At 67.5% G+C, this 18,264-nt stretch carries 20 protein-coding genes and 1 tRNA gene; 14 read left to right on the top strand and 7 right to left on the bottom strand.

Translation table 11 applies throughout. From position 1 onward, the window contains the following. Together AB0G28_RS17740 and AB0G28_RS17735 are read left to right on the top strand one after the other, a co-directional pair. A complete protein-coding gene (locus AB0G28_RS17740) occupies nucleotides 1-522 on the top strand; it encodes a hypothetical protein (RefSeq protein WP_361089481.1) in 522 nt (173 codons plus the stop codon). A gap of 47 nt (nucleotides 523-569) precedes the next feature. Continuing rightward, a complete protein-coding gene (locus AB0G28_RS17735; protein WP_361089479.1) occupies nucleotides 570-1,331 on the top strand; it encodes a trans-aconitate 2-methyltransferase in 762 nt (253 codons plus the stop codon). Here AB0G28_RS17735 and AB0G28_RS17730 read toward each other — a convergent pair. Further along, nucleotides 1,328-1,501: a hypothetical protein gene (locus AB0G28_RS17730; protein WP_361089477.1), complete on the bottom strand. Its 174-nt coding sequence runs from the start codon at nucleotides 1,499-1,501 to the stop codon at nucleotides 1,328-1,330. The two genes, AB0G28_RS17735 and AB0G28_RS17730, sit on opposite strands and share 4 nt — an antisense overlap. Nucleotides 1,502-1,669: 168 nt before the next feature. Here AB0G28_RS17730 and AB0G28_RS17725 point away from each other — a divergent pair. The 8 genes from AB0G28_RS17725 (at nucleotide 1,670) to AB0G28_RS17690 (ending at nucleotide 11,424) form a co-directional block, all read left to right on the top strand. Beyond that, nucleotides 1,670-1,742, top strand: a tRNA-Asn gene (locus tag AB0G28_RS17725). A gap of 716 nt (nucleotides 1,743-2,458) precedes the next feature. Beyond that, on the top strand, nucleotides 2,459-3,253 hold the full coding sequence (locus AB0G28_RS17720) for a hypothetical protein (protein WP_361089475.1): 795 nt from the start codon (nucleotides 2,459-2,461) through the stop codon (nucleotides 3,251-3,253). Further along, nucleotides 3,237-4,418 (top strand): XRE family transcriptional regulator, encoded by a 1,182-nt coding sequence (locus tag AB0G28_RS17715; RefSeq protein ID WP_361089473.1) that lies wholly within the window; start codon nucleotides 3,237-3,239, stop codon nucleotides 4,416-4,418. The genes AB0G28_RS17720 and AB0G28_RS17715 overlap by 17 nt, the downstream gene beginning before the upstream one ends. A gap of 699 nt (nucleotides 4,419-5,117) precedes the next feature. Further along, on the top strand, nucleotides 5,118-6,359 hold the full coding sequence (locus AB0G28_RS17710) for a nucleotidyl transferase AbiEii/AbiGii toxin family protein (RefSeq protein WP_361089471.1): 1,242 nt from the start codon (nucleotides 5,118-5,120) through the stop codon (nucleotides 6,357-6,359). Nucleotides 6,360-7,102: 743 nt separating this feature from the next. After that, nucleotides 7,103-9,196 carry a GNAT family N-acetyltransferase gene (locus AB0G28_RS17705; RefSeq protein ID WP_361089469.1) on the top strand — a complete coding sequence of 698 codons (2,094 nt, stop codon included), beginning with the start codon at nucleotides 7,103-7,105 and terminating at the stop codon, nucleotides 9,194-9,196. 93 nt (nucleotides 9,197-9,289) lie between these two features. Beyond that, a complete protein-coding gene (locus AB0G28_RS17700) occupies nucleotides 9,290-9,760 on the top strand; it encodes an ASCH domain-containing protein (protein WP_361089468.1) in 471 nt (156 codons plus the stop codon). A gap of 120 nt (nucleotides 9,761-9,880) precedes the next feature. Beyond that, nucleotides 9,881-10,216: a metalloregulator ArsR/SmtB family transcription factor gene (locus AB0G28_RS17695; RefSeq protein WP_361089466.1), complete on the top strand. Its 336-nt coding sequence runs from the start codon at nucleotides 9,881-9,883 to the stop codon at nucleotides 10,214-10,216. Beyond that, nucleotides 10,213-11,424 carry a GNAT family N-acetyltransferase gene (locus AB0G28_RS17690; protein ID WP_361089464.1) on the top strand — a complete coding sequence of 404 codons (1,212 nt, stop codon included), beginning with the start codon at nucleotides 10,213-10,215 and terminating at the stop codon, nucleotides 11,422-11,424. The genes AB0G28_RS17695 and AB0G28_RS17690 overlap by 4 nt, the downstream gene beginning before the upstream one ends. Nucleotides 11,425-11,471: 47 nt before the next feature. On the opposite strand, the gene AB0G28_RS17685 is transcribed toward AB0G28_RS17690, so the two are convergent. Next, nucleotides 11,472-11,942: an ArsI/CadI family heavy metal resistance metalloenzyme gene (locus AB0G28_RS17685; RefSeq protein ID WP_361089462.1), complete on the bottom strand. Its 471-nt coding sequence runs from the start codon at nucleotides 11,940-11,942 to the stop codon at nucleotides 11,472-11,474. Between the two features lie 83 nt (nucleotides 11,943-12,025). Here AB0G28_RS17685 and AB0G28_RS17680 point away from each other — a divergent pair, with 83 nt between their 5' ends. From AB0G28_RS17680 to AB0G28_RS17670, 3 genes are read left to right on the top strand one after another with little or no spacing between them, the layout of a single operon-like run. Continuing rightward, nucleotides 12,026-12,388 (top strand): metalloregulator ArsR/SmtB family transcription factor, encoded by a 363-nt coding sequence (locus AB0G28_RS17680; protein WP_285992580.1) that lies wholly within the window; start codon nucleotides 12,026-12,028, stop codon nucleotides 12,386-12,388. Continuing rightward, the gene (gene arsB / locus AB0G28_RS17675; protein WP_361089459.1) at nucleotides 12,385-13,452 is read left to right on the top strand and encodes an ACR3 family arsenite efflux transporter; all 1,068 of its coding nucleotides are present in this window, start codon (nucleotides 12,385-12,387) and stop codon (nucleotides 13,450-13,452) included. Before AB0G28_RS17680 ends, arsB begins: the two co-directional genes overlap by 4 nt. After that, entirely contained in the window at nucleotides 13,449-13,859 is a 411-nt protein-coding gene (locus AB0G28_RS17670; RefSeq protein ID WP_361089457.1) for an arsenate reductase ArsC, read from the top strand. Before arsB ends, AB0G28_RS17670 begins: the two co-directional genes overlap by 4 nt. Before the next feature lie 218 nt (nucleotides 13,860-14,077). Here the strand turns inward: AB0G28_RS17670 and AB0G28_RS17665 are convergent, their stop codons facing one another. After that, nucleotides 14,078-14,494 carry a DUF5994 family protein gene (locus AB0G28_RS17665; RefSeq protein WP_361089456.1) on the bottom strand — a complete coding sequence of 139 codons (417 nt, stop codon included), beginning with the start codon at nucleotides 14,492-14,494 and terminating at the stop codon, nucleotides 14,078-14,080. A gap of 178 nt (nucleotides 14,495-14,672) precedes the next feature. On the opposite strand from AB0G28_RS17665, the gene AB0G28_RS17660 reads away from it, so the two are divergent. Then, nucleotides 14,673-14,966 (top strand): putative zinc-binding metallopeptidase, encoded by a 294-nt coding sequence (locus AB0G28_RS17660; protein ID WP_361089454.1) that lies wholly within the window; start codon nucleotides 14,673-14,675, stop codon nucleotides 14,964-14,966. Here AB0G28_RS17660 and AB0G28_RS17655 read toward each other — a convergent pair. The 4 genes from AB0G28_RS17655 to AB0G28_RS17640 all read right to left on the bottom strand — a co-directional run bounded on the left by AB0G28_RS17655 (nucleotide 14,933) and on the right by AB0G28_RS17640 (nucleotide 18,074). Then, the gene (locus tag AB0G28_RS17655; RefSeq protein WP_361089452.1) at nucleotides 14,933-15,367 is read right to left on the bottom strand and encodes a DUF6292 family protein; all 435 of its coding nucleotides are present in this window, start codon (nucleotides 15,365-15,367) and stop codon (nucleotides 14,933-14,935) included. The genes AB0G28_RS17660 and AB0G28_RS17655 overlap by 34 nt on opposite strands. A 103-nt stretch (nucleotides 15,368-15,470) precedes the next feature. Continuing rightward, the gene (locus AB0G28_RS17650; RefSeq protein WP_361089450.1) at nucleotides 15,471-16,253 is read right to left on the bottom strand and encodes an ATP-binding protein; all 783 of its coding nucleotides are present in this window, start codon (nucleotides 16,251-16,253) and stop codon (nucleotides 15,471-15,473) included. A 411-nt stretch (nucleotides 16,254-16,664) separates the two neighbouring features. Then, nucleotides 16,665-17,462, bottom strand: coding sequence for a GAF and ANTAR domain-containing protein (locus AB0G28_RS17645; RefSeq protein WP_361089448.1), 798 nt, complete (start codon nucleotides 17,460-17,462; stop codon nucleotides 16,665-16,667). A gap of 84 nt (nucleotides 17,463-17,546) precedes the next feature. Continuing rightward, on the bottom strand, nucleotides 17,547-18,074 hold the full coding sequence (locus AB0G28_RS17640) for a hypothetical protein (RefSeq protein WP_361089447.1): 528 nt from the start codon (nucleotides 18,072-18,074) through the stop codon (nucleotides 17,547-17,549). Between the last annotated feature and the right edge of the window lie 190 nt (nucleotides 18,075-18,264).

Raw genomic sequence — 18,264 nt, 5'->3', positions numbered from 1 at the left:
ATGAGTTTCCTGCGCCGGTTGCTGGGCGACCGCACGCCCGTCGGGTTCACCGGTGCGCTTTCGCCGGGTGAAGAAGTCGTGGACAGCGCCCAGGTCGAGGGCGGCGGGCACCTGGTCGTGACGGCCTGGGGCCTGTGGGTCCCGGCCGAAGGCGGAGCGCGCCGCGTCGGCTGGCACCTCGTCGCCAAGGCGACCTGGGCGGACGGCGTCTTCACGCTGACCGAGTCGGCCGAGGTCGGCACAGCGGGCTCGGCGGTCGTGCTGGCCGACCTGCCGCCGGTGCGCTTCCGGCTGCCGGCGCCGGGCAAGGTGCCGCGCGAGGCCTACCAGCGCGTCGAGGGCTCGATCCGCTCGCGGCACCGGCAGGAGATCGGGTCCGGGGGAGCCTGGTTCGTCCAGCGCAAGGTGCCCGGCCGCGATGGCAGCGTCCTGCAGGTCCGGCCGGACCCCGGCACCGACGTCGCGCTGGTCGAGGCCATCGCCGAGCAGGTCGCCGCTAAGCTGGTGAACCCCGCCGAGTAGCAGTACGCTCGTACTCAGTACAGGCGTACTGTTGGATGGAGGCGGCCATGTGGGATCCCGCGAAGTACCTCGACTACGCCGACCTGCGGGCCCGGCCGTTCCATGACCTGATCGCACGCATCGGCGCCTCGGCTCCCCGGCGCGTTGTGGACCTCGGCTGCGGCCCGGGGAACCTGACTGTGTCGCTCCGGGAACGCTGGCCGGGCGCGGTCCTGGAGTGCGGCGACAGTTCACCCGAAATGGTGGCGGCGGCCCGTTCCCGCGGTCTCGACGCCACGCTGCTCGACGTCCGCGACTGGACGCCGTCGCCGGACACCGACGTCGTGGTCTCGAACGCCGTCCTGCAGTGGGTCCCGGACCACGCAGCGCTCTTGCGTCGCTGGGCCGCTTCGCTGCCTTCGGGTGCCTATCTGGCGGTGCAGGTGCCGGGCAACTTCAACGCGCCTTCCCACGTGCTGACGCGCGAACTGGCGGCGTCCCCGGCCTGGTCGTCCCGGCTCGCCGACGTCATGCTGCGCGAAGACGACGCGGTATCGAGCCCGCTGGAGTACGCGAACCTCCTGTCCGACGCGGGCTGCGGCGTCGACGCCTGGGAGACGACGTACGTACAGCCGTTGCGCGGCCCGCGGCCGGTGCTGGAGTGGATCACCGGAACGGCGTTGCGCCCGGTCCGCGCGGCCCTGAACGACACAGAGTGGGACCGGTTCCGCGCCGAGCTGGCACCCCGGCTCGACGCGGCCTACCCGGCCCGCCCCGACGGGACCACATGGTTCGAGTTCCGCCGGGTGTTCTTCGTGGCCCAGGTCTAACGCCGGCGGACCTTCTCGCCGATCTTGGCCCGGGCCACCCCGGCGGCACCCTGCACCATGGGGTGGTCGACGACCCGGCGGTAGCTGCGCACGAGCTGCTCGTACCGACCCCGGCCTGCCTTGGCGCCCAGTACGTATCCCAGGCCTGCCCCCAGCAGGAACTTCTTCATCCGCGTCCACGCCTTCCGTCGCTAGGTCGTCCGACTGTCCATTGTCCAGGAAACCACCACCGGCGGGGACGGGCTGGGCTAAGTGGGGGGTGGTGCGAAGGTCCTTGGGGGCATGGGTTAAAGTTCTTCTCGTCGGTCGGAGAGACCGGCACCGGAAGTGAGCGACATTCCCCTGTAGCTCAACTGGCAGAGCATTCGGCTGTTAACCGGAGGGTTCTTGGTTCGAGTCCAAGCGGGGGAGCAAAGCCCAGGTCAACGACCTGGGCTTTTTTGCTACCCGTGAGTAGGGGCGATTTAGTGTCTATCTTGACGACTGTCCAGTTATCGATCGTCGTCCAGGTGGGCCGGTTCGTTGATGGCGGCGCGGGGGCGTCCGTTGGCTTGCCTCGCTACTGACCGACGGCATGGGCGGGTGCGCAGCCTCGGAAGCTCGGAGCACGGTGTTGGCGGCGGAAGTACCTGCCCGTTCCGACGTGGGCCGCCCAAGTCGGCCAGCGTGTCGAGACCAAGCTCTCTCCGAATCGCGTTGAGTCACCTGTTGTCGGCTGATCATGCCCACGGCGGGACGGACGTGGAATGTTCCGAAATCGGGAGCGCATGATGACCAGGGACCGCAAACGCAAGATCGCCGCCCGACTGATTGGGCTCGCTCTGATGCCCGCCACCTCGTAGTCCGTCGAGCCCTTCTCGGTCCCCGGCTTCGCTCGGGACGAACTACCAGGGTTGGTGTGGGCGCCGGCAGCGCAGCGCAAGGCCGGTACGTGTCGGAGTCGGTCGCGGGACTCCCAGTATCGGCCGTTTGGATCTCGTTGGGACGTAGCTCCGGGACCTTGGGGTGCACCAACCCATGACACGCCAGAAGATGAACGAGTGAAAATTTCATGTCGTAGGCTAAAGTGATCCTGCAAGTTCAAGTTGCTGGCTGAAGTAGTGGCCAGATGGCTCGCAGGAGCGGTGATGAACCTACGAGGTGCTGATTGGGCCGACGGCGCGTTTGGTGATGATGTCCACAAGCTGCGCCTGCGGATTCCGGTCGCGCTCGCAGCGGCGCACACGCGAGCGCGAGCAGGGCACGACGCGACGGCTTCCACTAGCAGACGTGTCTACGGCAACGGTCTGTGGGAGTTCCAGTACGAGGAACTGGCGCGTGAACTGCTGGGCATCGACGGCTCGAGGATCGCGAAGTTCGGCGGCTACCAGCTCGTCGTCCTCGCTGACCACGTGTTCTTTCCGCTGCGCTACAGCGACCGCGCTGGCGTGCCGGTGGAACGTGCGCGCCTCGAGCGTCCCGTCTCCGCGCAGCGAGAGCGTCTGTTCGGTGCACACGCACCGGAGATCGAGCGAGTCGAGCCACTTCTCGATGAAGCGTGGGAGGAGCTCGTTCCGGCGGATCAACACGAGGTCTTCCCACAGCTCGGTCAGGACACCCAGCTGGTTGTCGTCGCCTACGCTTGCAACCTCGAGGCCGGGGTGTTGCAGGTGGAATGGGGCCAAGCGGAACATGTCGGAGATGGCGAACTTCGCTGGGGCGAGCACAGCATGCTCCCGCTTCCGGCGACGCCGCTCGTTGCTGCCGCCGGTGGCCTGACCCTCGCTGGACACGCGACTGGTGCCCCATGGTTCGATTCCGCGAAGGAGCCCGAGATCACCTTGGGCTTGAGGCACCCCGGCGACGTCAAGCTGGAAGTGCCGCCGCAGACCGAGCACCGGCCCGACGAGCCTCAGACTCAGGACAATGACGAAGACCGATGATCCGCAGCTCTTTCTCCTGCAACCCCGCGCCTCGGCCGCTCCCGGCCCCGAGGAAGTGGTGAATGCCTTCGATCCGGCCCGGCTTACGCAGGCGCGGCGACTTGCGGGGATGACGAAGAAGGAGCTCTCGGATCACCTTAATGTGACACCGGCGGCTGTCGGTCAGTACGAGTCCGGCGTGAGTCGTCCGCGTCCGGACGTGTTGATGAGGCTCGCGGAGCTGCTCGGGGTACCGACCGCTTTCTTTGCGGCTGGCAGGCCGCACGCTCCGCTGGATGCGTCGGCGACGCATTTTCGGAAGCTCAGGTCGATGCGGGTCTTCCAGCGGGACCGGGCAGTGGCGTTCGCCTCCCAAGTGTGGGAGCTGACCCATGCCCTCGAACGACGTGTGCAGCTACCGCTGGTCGATCTACCCGGCTTCGCCGGCGGCGAAGTTGCAACCCAGACAGAAGACTCCATCGACCCGATCGGCGCCGCTCGTGCACTACGCCGGCACTGGGGGGTGGGGCGCGGCCCGATTGCTCATCTCGTGCGCTTGATGGAGTCCCGTGGCATCGTGGTCGCGATGCTTCCGTTCGAGCGCAATGAAGCGAAGCGGATCGACGCATTCTCAACGACGCGCTTACCTCGGCCCCTGGTCGTATTGACGCCTGATCGGGCCGACGACATTTACCGGTACCGGTTCAGCGCGGCCCACGAACTTGGCCATCTCGTTCTGCACGGCGACACCAACCCCGGTGACTCGCAGATCGAACGCGAAGCGGACGCGTTCGCGGCAGAGTTCCTCACGCCACGAGCAAGCATTGCTCCGAACCTGCCGTCTCGTGTGGATTTCGCGGTCTTGGCCAGGCTGCAGGTCGAATGGGGGGTGTCCATCCATTCTCTTCTGTACCGTTGCCGCGAACTCGGCCTGTTCTCAGCTCCCACTGCTAGCCGAGCCTTCCAACGTCTGAACGCCATGCGCGGGCAAGGGATGTTCGCGGACGAGTCGATCGCCGGCTATCCGGGTGAAAGGCCGGTGCTGCTCGCTAGGGCTTTTGGGCTCGCGACACAGCACGGAACGAGCCTCGCGGAACTGGCCGCCGAACTGGCCTGGCCGCCGGACAGGATCCGAGAGCTCATCGGGTCGGGTGCTGACCGCCCGAAGCTGCACCTGGTGCTCTGAAGCTTCGTGTCGTAATGGCGGAAGAAGCGCCGCAAAAGGTCGTTGGGTGTTCCGTCAACTAAGTGCCGTTGGAAAAGGTCGAGGCCCAGCCAGATGGCGACGGTAACGCAGGTCTGGCGCTCGAGTTCGCTCGTCATCACGTTCCGCAATGCGCGGAAGTCGTCCTGACATGCGCGCTCGGTCCTATTTGGCGTCGTCGGCACTTCACCGCCGCCCGACCACCGCAGCGCTGCTCCGTGAATCATGGCGAGGGCCTCTGACCTGAATCTTTAGGCGGCGTCGGACGCTAGCGTGGCCCAACGACCTCCTCCGTGTCAGGGAAGTGCGGCGCCTGGTCCGACCAGGCGAAACGTGTAACTCCGCAGCTCGCGGGCGTTTGTCCTCTCCGCAGGGCAGCTTCAGAGCTGATGTCTCAAGTCGCCGTCGCCAAGCGATCGCCAGATGGACCCAGCTTGTCGCTGCAGTGCACGTGCACTGACCACGTCGAACGGCGTCCTGAGGGGCGGGGGCGGAGCGTCAGCATACTTGCGGGCGTGTTCTCCGTGTCGAGGAATAGCGTGCGGGATCCAGTCGATGCGGCCACTGCTGCCGAAATCCGTCGAGCGCCGCATCTGCGCTGGGCCACCCCGCGTGGGGAGAGACGGTACCGTGCGTGGACAATTGGTGGCGAATGGGCCGTGCAGTCAGGAGGTTTTCCAGGTGATCGACCGGGATGAAATCGACGCCGCCGGGAAGCAACTCGGGGTCCATGCTGTCAACGTGCAGCGCGATTATCTGTACGGGTGGCTGCTGGCCGGCCTCTACGGCAATGAACCGTTGACGAGTGACCGGCTCGTTCTCAAGGGTGGAAACGCGTTCCGCAAGGGCTACTTCGCCAACACCAGGTTCTCGGGTGACCTCGACTTCGCCGCACCGACCGGGTTGCGTCCGGACCAGTTCCTCGAGACGTTGAACAACGTATGCCGGATGATCCAGGCGCGCACGGGCGTCGAGTTCGACCTGGACCGAAACGCACAAACGGGGCGGCGCGCCATCGACGCCAGTAAGACCGTGCATAAGTTCGCGTTGTACTTCGAGGACTTCTACGGCAAGCCTGGCAAGATGTCGATCGCGCTGCGCATGGACGTCACCGAGTTCGGACGCCTCTATCTGCCGATTCAACAACGCGACCTCATTCATCCCTACTCCGACCAGGCGGACTGTGCGGCCAAACTTGCGGTCGTCAGCCTCGAGGAAGCTCTGGCTGACAAGCTCAAGTGCTTGTTGCAGCGACAGATGTCCAATGACTTGTTCGACCTGGTCTACTCGATCTTCGTGAACAATGACGTCGCAGTGGACAAGAAGCAGGTCGTGGCCACTTTTCTGCGTAAGACGATCTTCGAGCCCAGTCCGCAGGCCGCGCTCAGGCTGTTGCTGGCGGTGCCGTTCGAGATCATGCGTGGCTACTGGAGCAAGATCGTCTGTGTCGCTTCCAGTCGCATGGAGTTCACGGCCGCTGTCGAGGCGTTCAAGGAGGAAATGCGGTCACTGTTCTCAACGTTCCGATATGGCGAGCACAACCAGCTCGCATTCTTTCCTCCTGAACTGCGCACGCCGATCATGCGTGCCGGGCAGGAACAGACCCTGCTCGATATCACGTACGACGGTGCATCCCGGCTCGTTGAGCCGTACTCTCTCGAGTTCAAATGGCGCAAGGATGGCAGTGGCCAGGAGTACCTCTACGTATGGGATCAAACTGGCGGTCGGTCCGGGCCTGGCATCAAGAGCCTTTTTAACTGGAAGATCACAGCGTTGGAGAACACTGAGGTCAAGTTCGAGCCGAGGTTCGAGATCGAACTTGCCAAGGCAGGTGAATACGGTCAAAGCACCACGTTCGCGGCCCAACGGATGCGCGGTCGGCGCGTGGCAACGGCTAGCACACGTGGGCGGGCCCGGCGCTGATTCCGCTTGTGCTCATTGTGAGCAAGATATCGTCCGGACCAGCCTCGACTAGTGGGCCGTCAACCGGAACTGTCGCCGGCAGCGGCCTGGCGAAGAGCGTCAATACCACGATATCCGGGCGACTGGGCGGTATGGAGCCGAAGAGCACGCTGGCGTCGCCGCGCTGCAGATGTGGCACCACCTCCGTCGCCGACGTCTGGTGGCGGCGGAAGCACAGCGGAGTGGGCCTGGAGGACGCGCACCAACACGGTCGGCTCGAACCGCGTTCGAGCTGGTAGGTGTAGGGCGATTCGGAGCGCCTGCTGCGGGTCGCCGGCCTCGGCGCGGGGCGTTGCGATCGCGTTCAAACGGACCGAGGAACTCCAGGCGGTACAGATCACTGACCCTCTCACTGCCAGTGAGGTGCGCAAGACGTCCTGACCTGCGGCTTTGGTGAATCCGCAGGTCGGCTGGGGCAGTCTGGGGCAGCTGAGTGCACTTCGGCGCTGTTGTGCGCTGTTCCAAGAGGGGGCTTGCCCCAGCTTGTGCCCCAGTAAAATGGGTGAGAGAAGCGCCGTGCCGCTGTGACGTTCCGGTTGTGCCGCTTCTCAACTGCGTCACCCATCAGGTCGTATCCGGCTTGTTCCCGAACGCTGGCGCGTAGATCGCCGGCAGCCTTAGCAGCCGAACATATAAGCGCGTCCAGATGAGTGAGATCGACAAAAGCCGTGGTCACGGCCTCAGCGGTCGGAGACACTCGCATCGTGAACACCGACGACGAGATCACCATCGAGACGGTGCCTCACGCAGATCCGAAGACGATCGAAGCGACGGTCGACCTGGGCGACCTCTCGCGCGACACCCTGGGGCTGTTGCCGCGCGCGGTGTACGCGGATGCAGCAGCCAAAGGTTGCCTCCTTGCCGCACGGCACAGGCCTACTGGCCGCGTCGTCGGGTATGTGCTGTTCCGGTTGCCACGTGATGAAGTGGTGTTGACCCACGTGTGCGTTGACGAGGCATTCCGTCGGGCTGGCATCGCCAAGCTCATGGTCGATGAGGTGAGCCGGCGGCACGACCAACGCCAGGGGCTCCGTGCGAAGTGCCGCGACGACTACGACATCGCGGCGACCTGGCGCGCGCTGGGTTTTACGAAACAGGCGCGGACAGTCGGGCGTGGCAAGGACGCTGCGGCGATGACCGTGTGGTGGCGCGATCACGGCCACCCTAAGTTGTTCACGCTGCCGCTTGTCGAGCCCGCTATCGTCACCGCGGCAATCGATACGAACATCTTGATGGACCTCCGCATCCGCAATGGGCAGGGCAGCGCGAAGCGCTCATTGGTGCTCAAGGCGCCGGACCTGCAAGATCGAGTCGAGCTGGTGGTGCCATTCGGGCTCGAACGTGACCTCGAACGTCAGCCCGAGCAGCACCGCGCTCGACTGCTCAGCGAAGCTCAGCAGCACTATCGCCGGCCAGGCAGTCCACCTGGCACGGCGGAGCAAATTCATGACCGCATGCTGACCGCGATCACCGAAGTCCTGCCGAAATACCCGGCTACTCCACAGGACGCGGGGGATCTCTGGCAGCTGGCGGAAACCGCCGCCGCAGGTATCCAGGTGTTCGTGACCTGGGACGAGAGGCTCCGCAACGTCATCGCACCGATCCTGCTGCAACTGGAGGACGTGCCTGAAGTTGCGCAGCTGCGCGTCCTCGACCCGAACCGGCTGTACATCCTGCTGGACGAGTTGGCGCACGCGGCCGCTTACCGGCCTGACAGCCTCGAGGGCACGGAGTTCCGCTCAGGCCGGGCTGGTGCAGGCGAGGAAACGGTCCTCATGGCGTTTCTTACTGGTGAGCGAGGTGAACGCCGCACTGACTTGCGCGACCGGCTCGGGGAGTTCGCCCGTACGAAGAAACATCACCTGATCGTGCGAGCGCCTGACGGGGCGCCGGTTGCGTGCTACGCAACCGAGTTGGATGGGGGTGTTCTTCGCGTTCCGCTGCTCCGCCTGGCAGATCACGCGACGGCCGGTACGGTTGGCCGCCAGCTTCTCTGGCTGCTTCGCAAGCAGGCTCGTACATCCGGGGCGCAGGTGGTCGAGATCGAAGATCCCTACCTGTCCATGTCCTTCGAACGGATTATCGGGTACGAGTCCTACCAGCGTGTCGGCCAGAACTGGTACGCCTTCGTCGTCGATATGCTCGGCACCGCGGCGCAGGTTTCCGCCGCCGCTAGCCGAGCTTACGGACTCGTCGGACTGCCTCCGGCCCCGTTGATCATGCCGAGGGCGGATGCTGCCACAGCTGCACACTACGAGCGAGCGTGGTGGCCGGCGAAACTTACTGACAGTGAGCTGCCGCACGTGACCGTGGCGATCAAACCGACATGGAGCGCCGAGTTGTTCGGGCGGCCCGAGCTGCTGCTGTCGCGCCGCGCAGACATCGCGCTCGGTCGCGAACAGGTCTATTACCGAAGTGGACGCGGCAGCGCGCTACGAGAACCGAGCCGCGTGGTCTGGTACATGAGCCGAAGCCCGACGACCGGCCCCGGTCGGTTCATCGGCACATCTCTGCTCGACGGCATCGACAAGGGCCGCCCGGAGACGCTGTTCGCGACGTACAGCCACTACGGCGTCTTCCGGCTCTCCGATATCCGCGCCGCCGCGACGGACGGATACGCGCAGGCACTGCGCCTTTCCGACACCGAGCTGTTCGCCTCGGACGTTTCCCGCCAAGCCTACGACCGGCTGCGGAAGCCTCTCGGCGGTCCACAAGTGCCGCTGTCGCCGACCCGCATTTCCAATCAGCTGTTCGCCGAGCTGTACGCGGCGGGACAGCGGCGGGAGGACGAGAAGTGATCCGATGCAGGGCCGCTCGCCTAGCACAGGGTCATGGTCCAACACGGACCGCGTTGACGTCTTTTTGTCGGTGCACTCGGATAGTCTCCGCCTGTGAGCGAACGCAGGACGACTCCGACTATGGCTTCGGGAGCCCCTGAAGCGCGGCCGCTGGTGCTGTCCCTGCGACCTCGGTTCGCCGAAGCGATTCTCGACGGTTCGAAGACTGTCGAGCTACGCCGCACACGTCTTCAAGCGCCAGCCGGAACGCGGTTGGTGCTCTACGCCGCATCTCCGGTCATGGCGGTCGTCGGCGTGGCAACGTTGGAAGCGGTGGAGTCAGCGACGCCAAATCAGATCTGGCGGCGGCACCGGCTTGCGGTCGGGCTCGACCGGCGCGAGTTCGATGCGTACTTCGCGGATGCACAGCGCGCAACCGCACTGATCATCAGTTCGCCTCAGCGGCTTGCCGAACCGCCGGACCTGGCCACGATGCGAGCTGAGACCGGCTTCCGCCCGCCGCAGAGCTACAGGTACTTGACCCCTGTTGATCCCCAAGTACTGCACCTCGTTGCTGCAGACTGACGTCACGTCGGCAGCAGTAGGCGCAGGAGTTCGTGTTCTCGGGTTGGCAGCGCTTGTCGCGCTCATGCTTCCACGACCTGCATACATCGTCTATCGTCGATAAGCGATGAAGGGGTGCCTGTGCTGGATCGCGACACTGCCAAGACCTACGCCGAGTGGTTCCGCACGCTCGCGGACCCAACGCGGGTGCAGATCCTCAACCTGCTCGCCGAGACCGGCAGCCCGATGGCGGTGGGGGAGATCGTCGAGCAGGTCAGTGTGGGGCAGTCAACCGTCTCTGCGCACCTCAAGGTTCTCGCTGACACCGGGTTCGTGCTGGTCGAGCCGCGTGGAACCGCTCGGCTTTACCGCGTGAACGAAGAGTGCGTGTCCTGCTTCCCGAGCGCTGCGGACGTCGTCATGGGGCGCGGGGTCCGGTCGTTCGCTGAGACCATCGACGAGGAGGCCGCCCGATGAACTCCGACCGCGACGCCGTCCATGACCGCTACGCCACCGCCGCTCGGCGAGCCCTGGCCGGGGAAGGGACCGGCCTGCTGGCTGGCGAAGGTGACGCTGAGCGGCTCGGTGCCGTCCATTACGTCGGCGCGGAGTTGCCGGTCGAGGTGACCGCGACCAGCCTGGGCTGCGGTAACCCGCTCGCTGTCGCCGAGCTGAAGCCCGGCGAGTCCGTTCTTGACCTCGGCTCCGGCGGCGGGCTGGACGTCCTGCTCTCGGCCCGTCGCGTCGGGCCAGGTGGGCGCGCTATCGGCTTGGACATGACCGACGAGATGCTGACCCTCGCCCGGCGGCATGCCGAGCAGGCCGGCGTGACCAACGCCGAGTTCGTCAAGGGCACCATCGAGCAGATCCCGCTGCCGGACGCCTCGGTCGACGTCGTCATCTCCAACTGCGTCATCGCCCTGTCGTCCGACAAGCCCGCCGTGTTCGGCGAGATCGCCCGCGTCCTGCGGCCCGGCGGCCGCCTCGGCATCACCGACATGCTCGCCGACGACAGCCTCACCGACGCCGAACGCGCGGCTCGCGCCGGCGCGGTCGAATGCCTCGGCGGCGCGCTCACGGCCGACCGCTACCGGACGCTCCTGCACGACGCCGGGCTCAGCGGAGTCGACGTCCAGCTCACCCACGAGACCGGCGACAAGCTCCACTCCGCCATCATCAAAGCGATCAAGCCGATCGAGGTCGTCGCGATGACGGCCGACCACGCGGATCGGGTGCTGGCGATTTACCAGGCCGGGCTCGACACCGGCCAGGCGAGCTTCGAGACCACTGCTCCCGCCTGGGAGGCATGGGATGCCGCCCACCTTCCGGAACACCGACTGGTCGCGCTCGATTCGGCGGGGCGGGTTATCGGCTGGGCCGCGGTCTCCGCGGTGTCCTCGCGGTGCGTGTACGCCGGCGTCGTCGAGCACAGCGTCTACGTCGATCCCGAGGCCCAGGGACGCGGTGTCGGGCAGGCGCTGCTGGCCGCGCTGATCGCCTCGACCGAGGACGCGGGGATCTGGACGATCCAGAGTGGCGTGTTCCCCGAGAACACCGCCAGCCGGGAACTGCACCGCCGAGCCGGGTTCCGGGAGATCGGCGTCCGCGAACGCGTCGGCCGGCACCACGGCGTCTGGCGTGACGTCGTCATGATCGAACGTCGCAGCTCGCGCGTCGGCACCTAGGGAAGAGGAGCCGGTGCGCCCCTCGATTGCGCACCGGCTCCGGGCCTTCAGTTGCAGCAGCCCTCCGGCTTGGCCGCCGCGCCGGTCTCGGCGTCCGGCGTGCAGCACGTCGCCGGGGTGACCAGCGCGGCGCTGTCGGTGCCGTACGTCGTCGAGTCGCCCTTGACCGTGTAGACCTCCCACGGCTCCTTGCCCGGTCCGTGGACCCACACCTTGTCCTGCACCGCGTAGCAGCACGTGGTGTCGTCCTCGGTGAGCGTCTCGAGACCTTCTCCGGTCAGCCGCCGGGTCGCCGCGTTGACCTGGTCGGTCGACTCGACCTCGACGCCGAGGTGGTCCATCACCGTCTCCTGGCCCGGCTCGCCCTCCAGGAGCACCAGCTTCAGCGCGGGCTCCTCGATCGCGAAGTTCGCGTAGCCCGGCCGGAGCTTCGCCGGCTCGGTGCCGAACAGCTTCGAGTAGAAGTCGATCGACCCGGCCAGGTCCCCGACCCGCAGGGCCAGCTGTACCCGTGACATCGCCACTACCTCCTTGAATAGATAAGCGTCTAAGCAACTGAACTTAGATTGCCGTCTATATGTGAATCTGTCAATATAGAGGCATGTCGAAGCAACTGCCGCTCGTCGCGATGGACGCCTGCTGCGCGCCCCTGGCCCGGGAGCCGCTGACGCAAGACCAGGCGGTCGAGCTGTCGCACCTGTTCAAGGCGATGGCCGACCCCGTCCGGCTGCGGCTGCTCTCGCTGATCGCGTCCCACGCCGGTGGCGAGGCGTGCGTGTGCGACCTGACCGACGCCTTCGACCTGACCGGCCCGACCATCTCCCACCACTTGAAGGTGTTGCGCGAGTCCGGGTTGATCACCGGCGATCGGCGCGGCACCTGGATCTACTACCGCGTGCACCCGGAGGTGCTGGCGCGGCTGTCGGCGGTGCTGACGACCACAGGCGAAGCGGTCACCGCGTGACCGCGATCGACGCGCGGGCGGAGGCGCCGCCGCGCCTGTCCACCCTGGACAAGTTTCTGCCGGTGTGGATCGCGGCCGCGATGGTCGCCGGGCTGCTCGCCGGCCGTTGGATACCCGGCTTGAACACCGCGCTGTCCGCGGTGCAGGTGGACGGGATCTCGCTGCCGATCGCGCTCGGGCTGCTCGTGATGATGTACCCCGTCCTGGCGAAAGTCCGTTACGACCGGCTCGGCACGGTCACCCGCGACCGGCGGCTGCTGTGGCCTTCCCTGGTGCTCAACTGGCTCGTCGGCCCGGCGCTGATGTTCGCCCTCGCCTGGCTGCTGCTGCCCGACCTGCCCGAGTACCGGACCGGGCTGATCATCGTCGGCCTCGCCCGCTGCATCGCTATGGTGATCATCTGGAACGACCTCGCGTGCGGCGACCGCGAAGCCGCCGCCGTACTCGTCGCGCTGAACTCGGTGTTCCAGGTGATCGCGTTCGGCCTGCTCGGCTGGTTCTACCTCTCGGTCCTGCCGGGCTGGCTCGGCCTCCCGCAGGCCGACCTCGCCGTGTCCGGATGGCAGATCGCCAAGAGCGTGCTGATCTTCCTCGGCATTCCACTAGTCGCCGGCTACTTGAGCCGCCGTGTCGGCGAGCGCACCAAGGGCCGTGACTGGTACGAGAACAAGTTCCTGCCGAAGGTCGGGTCCGTCGCGCTGTACGGGCTGCTGTTCACCATCGTCATCCTCTTCGCCTTACAGGGCGACCAGATCACCAACCGTCCGCTGGGCGTCGCGCGGATCGCGGTGCCGCTGCTGGTCTACTTCGGACTGATGTGGGCCGGCTCCTACGCGCTCGGCAAGGCCGTGGGGCTGAACTACGAGCGGACCACCACGCTGGCGTTCACCGCCGCGGGCAACAACTTCGAACTCGCCATCGCCGTGGCCATCGCGACCTTCGGGGCCGCGAGTGGCCAAGCGCTCGCCGGAGTCGTCGGCCCGCTGATCGAAGTCCCGGTGCTCGTCGCCCTCGTGTACGTCTCCCTCGCGCTGCGGCGCCGCTTCGCAAGGGAGTTCTCGTGACCGGCAAGCCTGAAGTCCTCTTCGTCTGCGTGCACAACGCCGGTCGCTCCCAGATGGCGGCCGCACTGCTCGCCCACCACGCCGACGGCGCGGTCGACGTCCGCTCGGCCGGCTCCGCGCCCGCCGACAGCATCAACCCCGCCGTGCGCGAGGCGATGGCCGAAATTGGGCTCGACCTTTCCCGCGAGGTGCCGAAGAAGCTGACCACCGACGTGGTCGAGGCCGCCGACGTCGTGATCACGATGGGCTGTGGCGACGCCTGCCCGATCTTCCCCGGCAAGCGGTACCTGGACTGGCAGCTCGAAGATCCGGCGGGCAAGGGCGTCGAGGACGTCCGGCCGATCCGGGACGAGATCGATCGCAGAGTGCGGGAACTGCTCACCGAGCTCTTGGCTGCGCAGGGCTGAGCGAAGGTCGCCGCGGCCCTGCAGGCCGACGCGGCCGAGCGCGATCAGGCCGGGCCCTCGCGGCCACCGAGGTCGACCTGCTGCGGCAGTCGGGACTGACCACCGACGGCTGGGCGGCGGCGAACACCGCGGCCCGCAACGTTTCCGCCGTGGACGCGTCGATGGGGCGTTCCTGTTGTGGGTGCCGCCGCGAGGTCGTGTCGGTCAGGTGGGCCGGGTTACGCCGGCGCCGGTGACCGGCTCCCGCCGGCGGTGCTCGCGTCCGAAACGGTACGGAACGCTTCCCTGGCGACGTCGGGTGCGGTCTCCGGTGGGACAACCTGCAGAACGAGCCGTTGCCCGCCCCACGCGATCACCGTCACGCTGGCCGGTGGCTGCGATCGGAACCCTTCGAGCCGGACGACGCCGGCGCCGACGATGAGGCGCCGGTGCGGCGGTGGCCAATCCTCGACGTGATAGATCACTCGGTCGATACGCGTCAGCCGAGTGCTCAGGGCCGCCAGCAGGGCGGGCAGCTCCTTGTGCAGGTCGCGGGAATACGGCCACCACGCGCCGTCGACGAGTCCGGGTGCCGGTACCGCCGGCTCGAGCCGCAGCCGCAACGCTGTGGTGCTGGTGTTCGGGCCCGACGACATGTCGGCACTCCTGTCTCCGGCGGAAGTGATCGGGCCGGACGGAGTCCGGAGACGGCGCGAACTCGATCGCTCGTGCGCGGAATGCTCCCGGACACTGAACACGGTACACGTCGGCGCCAAGGGCGAAGCAAGTCGCATTCGACGTGGTCGAGGCCATTGCTGAGGCTCAGGCCACCGAGTGGCCCGTCGACCCGGGCCGCGCAGTACCGGGGTGGATGCGATCGCGGCCGGAGCGGGGAACGACGAGGGCGGCCGCTCACCCGTGGAAACCTGGGCCGAGACGTTCGCCCACCTGCTGCACATCCGCGACACTGTCCGGACGGCTGCGGCGCTCGGTGTCCTCGTCGTCGGAACACCCATCGCGCGCACCCCGACAGCCCAGGCGAACGCTCTGCTCCGAGAAGAGCGGCAGGGGCTCGCTCGTAGTGCCCGGAGAGGTCAAGCCGGTGGTTCCGTTTCGGAGCCGAGGTAGGGCCGCAGCTGCTCGCTCAGCGACGTGCGTGTCGCCGTGTTCACCGCACTGGGAGCCGCTGGGCCGCAGTGTCGTCCGGCGGCAGTGTCGGCGACGAAACGCGCGACCACGGCCGGGGTCGGTACGAGGTCCGCGCCACCGTGGTGCGCGATGACTTCCGTAGCGGCAGTGGGTTCGGTTTCGACGGCGAGCGACCACCCTCGTCGTTCGGTCCACACCAGCATGACATCGTGGTCGGGCCGGTCGAGCCAGCGCCGGGGCAACCCGAGGTAGGCGGTGGCGGTGTCACTGATCTCCACCGTCGTGCTCTCGGCCGGGACGCCGACCGCGCTCGCGACCGCCCGGACGTACTGCGCCAAGCCGCGTTCAAAGGTGCGGGTGTCCGGTTCGGGGTGCTCCATACCCGCCACGCTAGAGGACTGCCGACCGGCGTGCCGCGCCGTGCGGTTCGCCCCGGTGAGCGGAAAGCCGCCCGTAATCGTGGAAAGGCGCAGCCATCCGGAGTCAATTCGCCGTCGGCGGCCGCGCCACGGATGTGTCGCGCCTGGCTCGGCGGCGCGTCAACAAGACCCAGACGACCTTCCCGCCCGTCCCGGACCGGGTGCACCCCCAGCGCCGTGCCGTCCGGACGACGAGCATGAGGCCGAGCCCGCCGTATCGGTAGTCAGGCCGCTCGCGCACCACCGCGGGGCGAGGATCCTCGTCGGCCACGGTGATGATCAACGCGTCGGAGCGCAGCTCCAATCGCAGCCGCGGCGCCGATGTCGTGTGCTGGAGCACGTTCTCCACCAGCTCGGTCACGATTATGAGCGCGTCGTCGATGTGCTCGGGTACCGCCCACGTCCGGCAGACTCGTTCGACGAACGCCCGGCTGACCGCGGAGGCGTCCGGGGATGCGGTCAGCAGCTGGAGCGCGCGCAGTCGAGGTGGGTGGTCGTGCCCCTGTTCGGCCGCGGGGACGTCGGCGTGGATCGTGACGAACTCGTCCACTCCCTCGGCCGTCATGCGGGCCAGGTGGTCCACGCGGCCGGTCACCACGGTGAACGGGATCGCCGGCCATTCGCCGATCCGCCTGGCGATGACCGAGAACACGGTCATCAGGGCGCCGTCGCCGATTTCGAGGTCGCGGATGTCGACGATGACGCTCTCCGGCGCGTCGGTGGCCACCTCCAGCACCCGGTCGCGCAGCGACGAGTAACCGTCCGAGGTCAGGGTGCCGGTCAGGGTTGCCACCGTCGACTGCATTCGCTGTCCCAGAACCAGGTGCACGGCATCTTCGGTGGTCACGAGTGCGCCTCGGCTTCCGGAAGGGGAAATGCGGCGTCGCCAGGAAGAGGGGCGCTCTCCCTCCACCGTACTCGCTCGGCCTCGCGACCGGGTTCCCCATTGTCGTCCGAGCTTCGGAGCGACATCGGCGTCACCACGACGTTGCCCTCGCCCACCGGGGCTGGCTCGCCGCCGGCGATTCCGTCATGCGGCGTCGATGTGCTGTCGGAGAAGCTCGAGTGTTCTGTTCAGCAGCCGGGAGACCTGCATCTGCGACACATCGACCCGTTGGGCGAGCCAGGCTTTGGCGTTGATCACGGCTGATCCAGGCCAACGGGGTAACGGGTGCGCGGGGCTGGTGCCCCGCGATCGGCCGAGGCGGAGGTCGGCTCCGCTCGGCTCCTCCGCACGGTCGCGCGCAGCACAGGACGCTCAGCCGGCGGGCAGGTCGATCTCGGTGTGGCGATCGGCGAGCGTCCGGGCCAGATCGGCGAGCTTGACGTTGAGGTCCTGCGACGTCCGCCGCAGGACGTCGAACGCGGCGTCCGCGGCGACACCTCTGCGCGCCATGATGATGCCCTTGGCCTGGCCGATCACGTCGCGGCTGTCAATGGCCTTGCGCAGGTGAGTGGCCTGCAGTTCGGCGCGGGTGACGGCGTCGGTGGTGGCCAGGGCGAGGGAGGCGTGGGTGGCCAGCAGCAGGAGGACGTCGCGGTCGGCGGCGTCCAGCCCGTGCGGGGACCGGGAGTAGACGTTGAGGGCGCCGCTGGATTCGCCGGTGGGCGTTCCCCTGATGAGGGCGGTGGACACGACGGAGCCCATGCCGAGTTGCGTGGCGGCCGGTGCCCATTTGGGCCAGCGCGGTTCGGCTGCGAGGTCCGGGGCGATCGCGACGGCGGGGCCGCCGGGGTCGGCGGCTTCGACGCAGGGGCCTTCCCGGAACCGGTACTGCAGCCGGTCGAGTTCGGTGGCGACCTCGTCGGTTTCGGCGGGGGTGTGGAAGTGGCCGGCGGCGTCGAGGAGGGTGAAGCTGGCGAGGTCGGCGGCCGGGACCATCGCGGTGGTGGCTTCGAGGACGCGTTGCAAGACGTCTTCCAGGGTCGGAGCGGCGAGCAGGTTGCTCGTGAGCTGGGCGAAGTGGCGGGCCAGAGGCCCCGGGGTGAGCCGGTCGGGTCCGTCGTTCGCGACGAACACGTCCTTGTCGCGCTGCCAGTCCTGCTCGGTGTCCATGCCGGTCTCCCTGGGTTGCTGCGGAAGACGGCTGCGTTCTCAACCATCGCGACGACCAACGTAGTCCGCCGGGGCGCGGAGCCGCTACGCGCTGTCGCCGAAGGAGCGCGCCGAGATCGATTCGTGTTTGGCGCGGGCCAGGCGGGTAACGGGTTCGTGGATCCGGATCTCCCGTACGGGCTCTTTCGGATCCAGGCCCTGCCGGCTCCAAACCGAGGGGCCGGCAGGGCCGCCTTCCGCGATCGGGCCGCGCCCCCGGAGCCAAACGGTGGTCTTCACCGGCAAGGCGACCCGGGACGAGGCGTTGCCGCTGTTCCTGAAGCGCTCGGCCAAAGACCCGCGCAGCGCGGTGGTCGCCGGGCCGGTCGGTGCCTCGGGGCCGAGGTGGGATCGGTTTCCCACCGCGAGCGACCACCCCGCCTTTCGTTCCACACCAGCATGACGTCGTGATCGGGCCGGCCGGGCCTTCGCCGCGGCAGGCCGGGGCAGCCGGTGGCCGTGTCGCTGATTTCGACCCGGGGTGCTCTCGTGCGGGACATCGACCGCGGCCGCCACCGCCCGCACGTACTCGCCGAGGGCGCGCTCGTGGATCTCCGGTTCGGCGTGTTCCATGCCGGCCACGCCAGGTGCCCTCCCGGCGGCGTGCCGGACGGTGCGGCGGCCGAAGAGTCACCCGGACGGGAACCATTCCGCCGCTCGTTCGTTGTGAGAAGTGGTTGCACGCTCTTCCGTCCAGCAGCGGCGAGGACGTCTCGGCAGCCTCCACCATCCCCCGGGTTTGAACCGACGTCAGCGGGATACC

Source organism: Amycolatopsis sp. NPDC021455 (genome assembly GCF_040640995.1).
Taxonomy (GTDB): Bacteria; Actinomycetota; Actinomycetes; order Mycobacteriales; family Pseudonocardiaceae; genus Amycolatopsis.
Note: the sequence above shows the minus strand (reverse complement) of the source record. Positions and strands in the feature narration are given on the sequence as shown.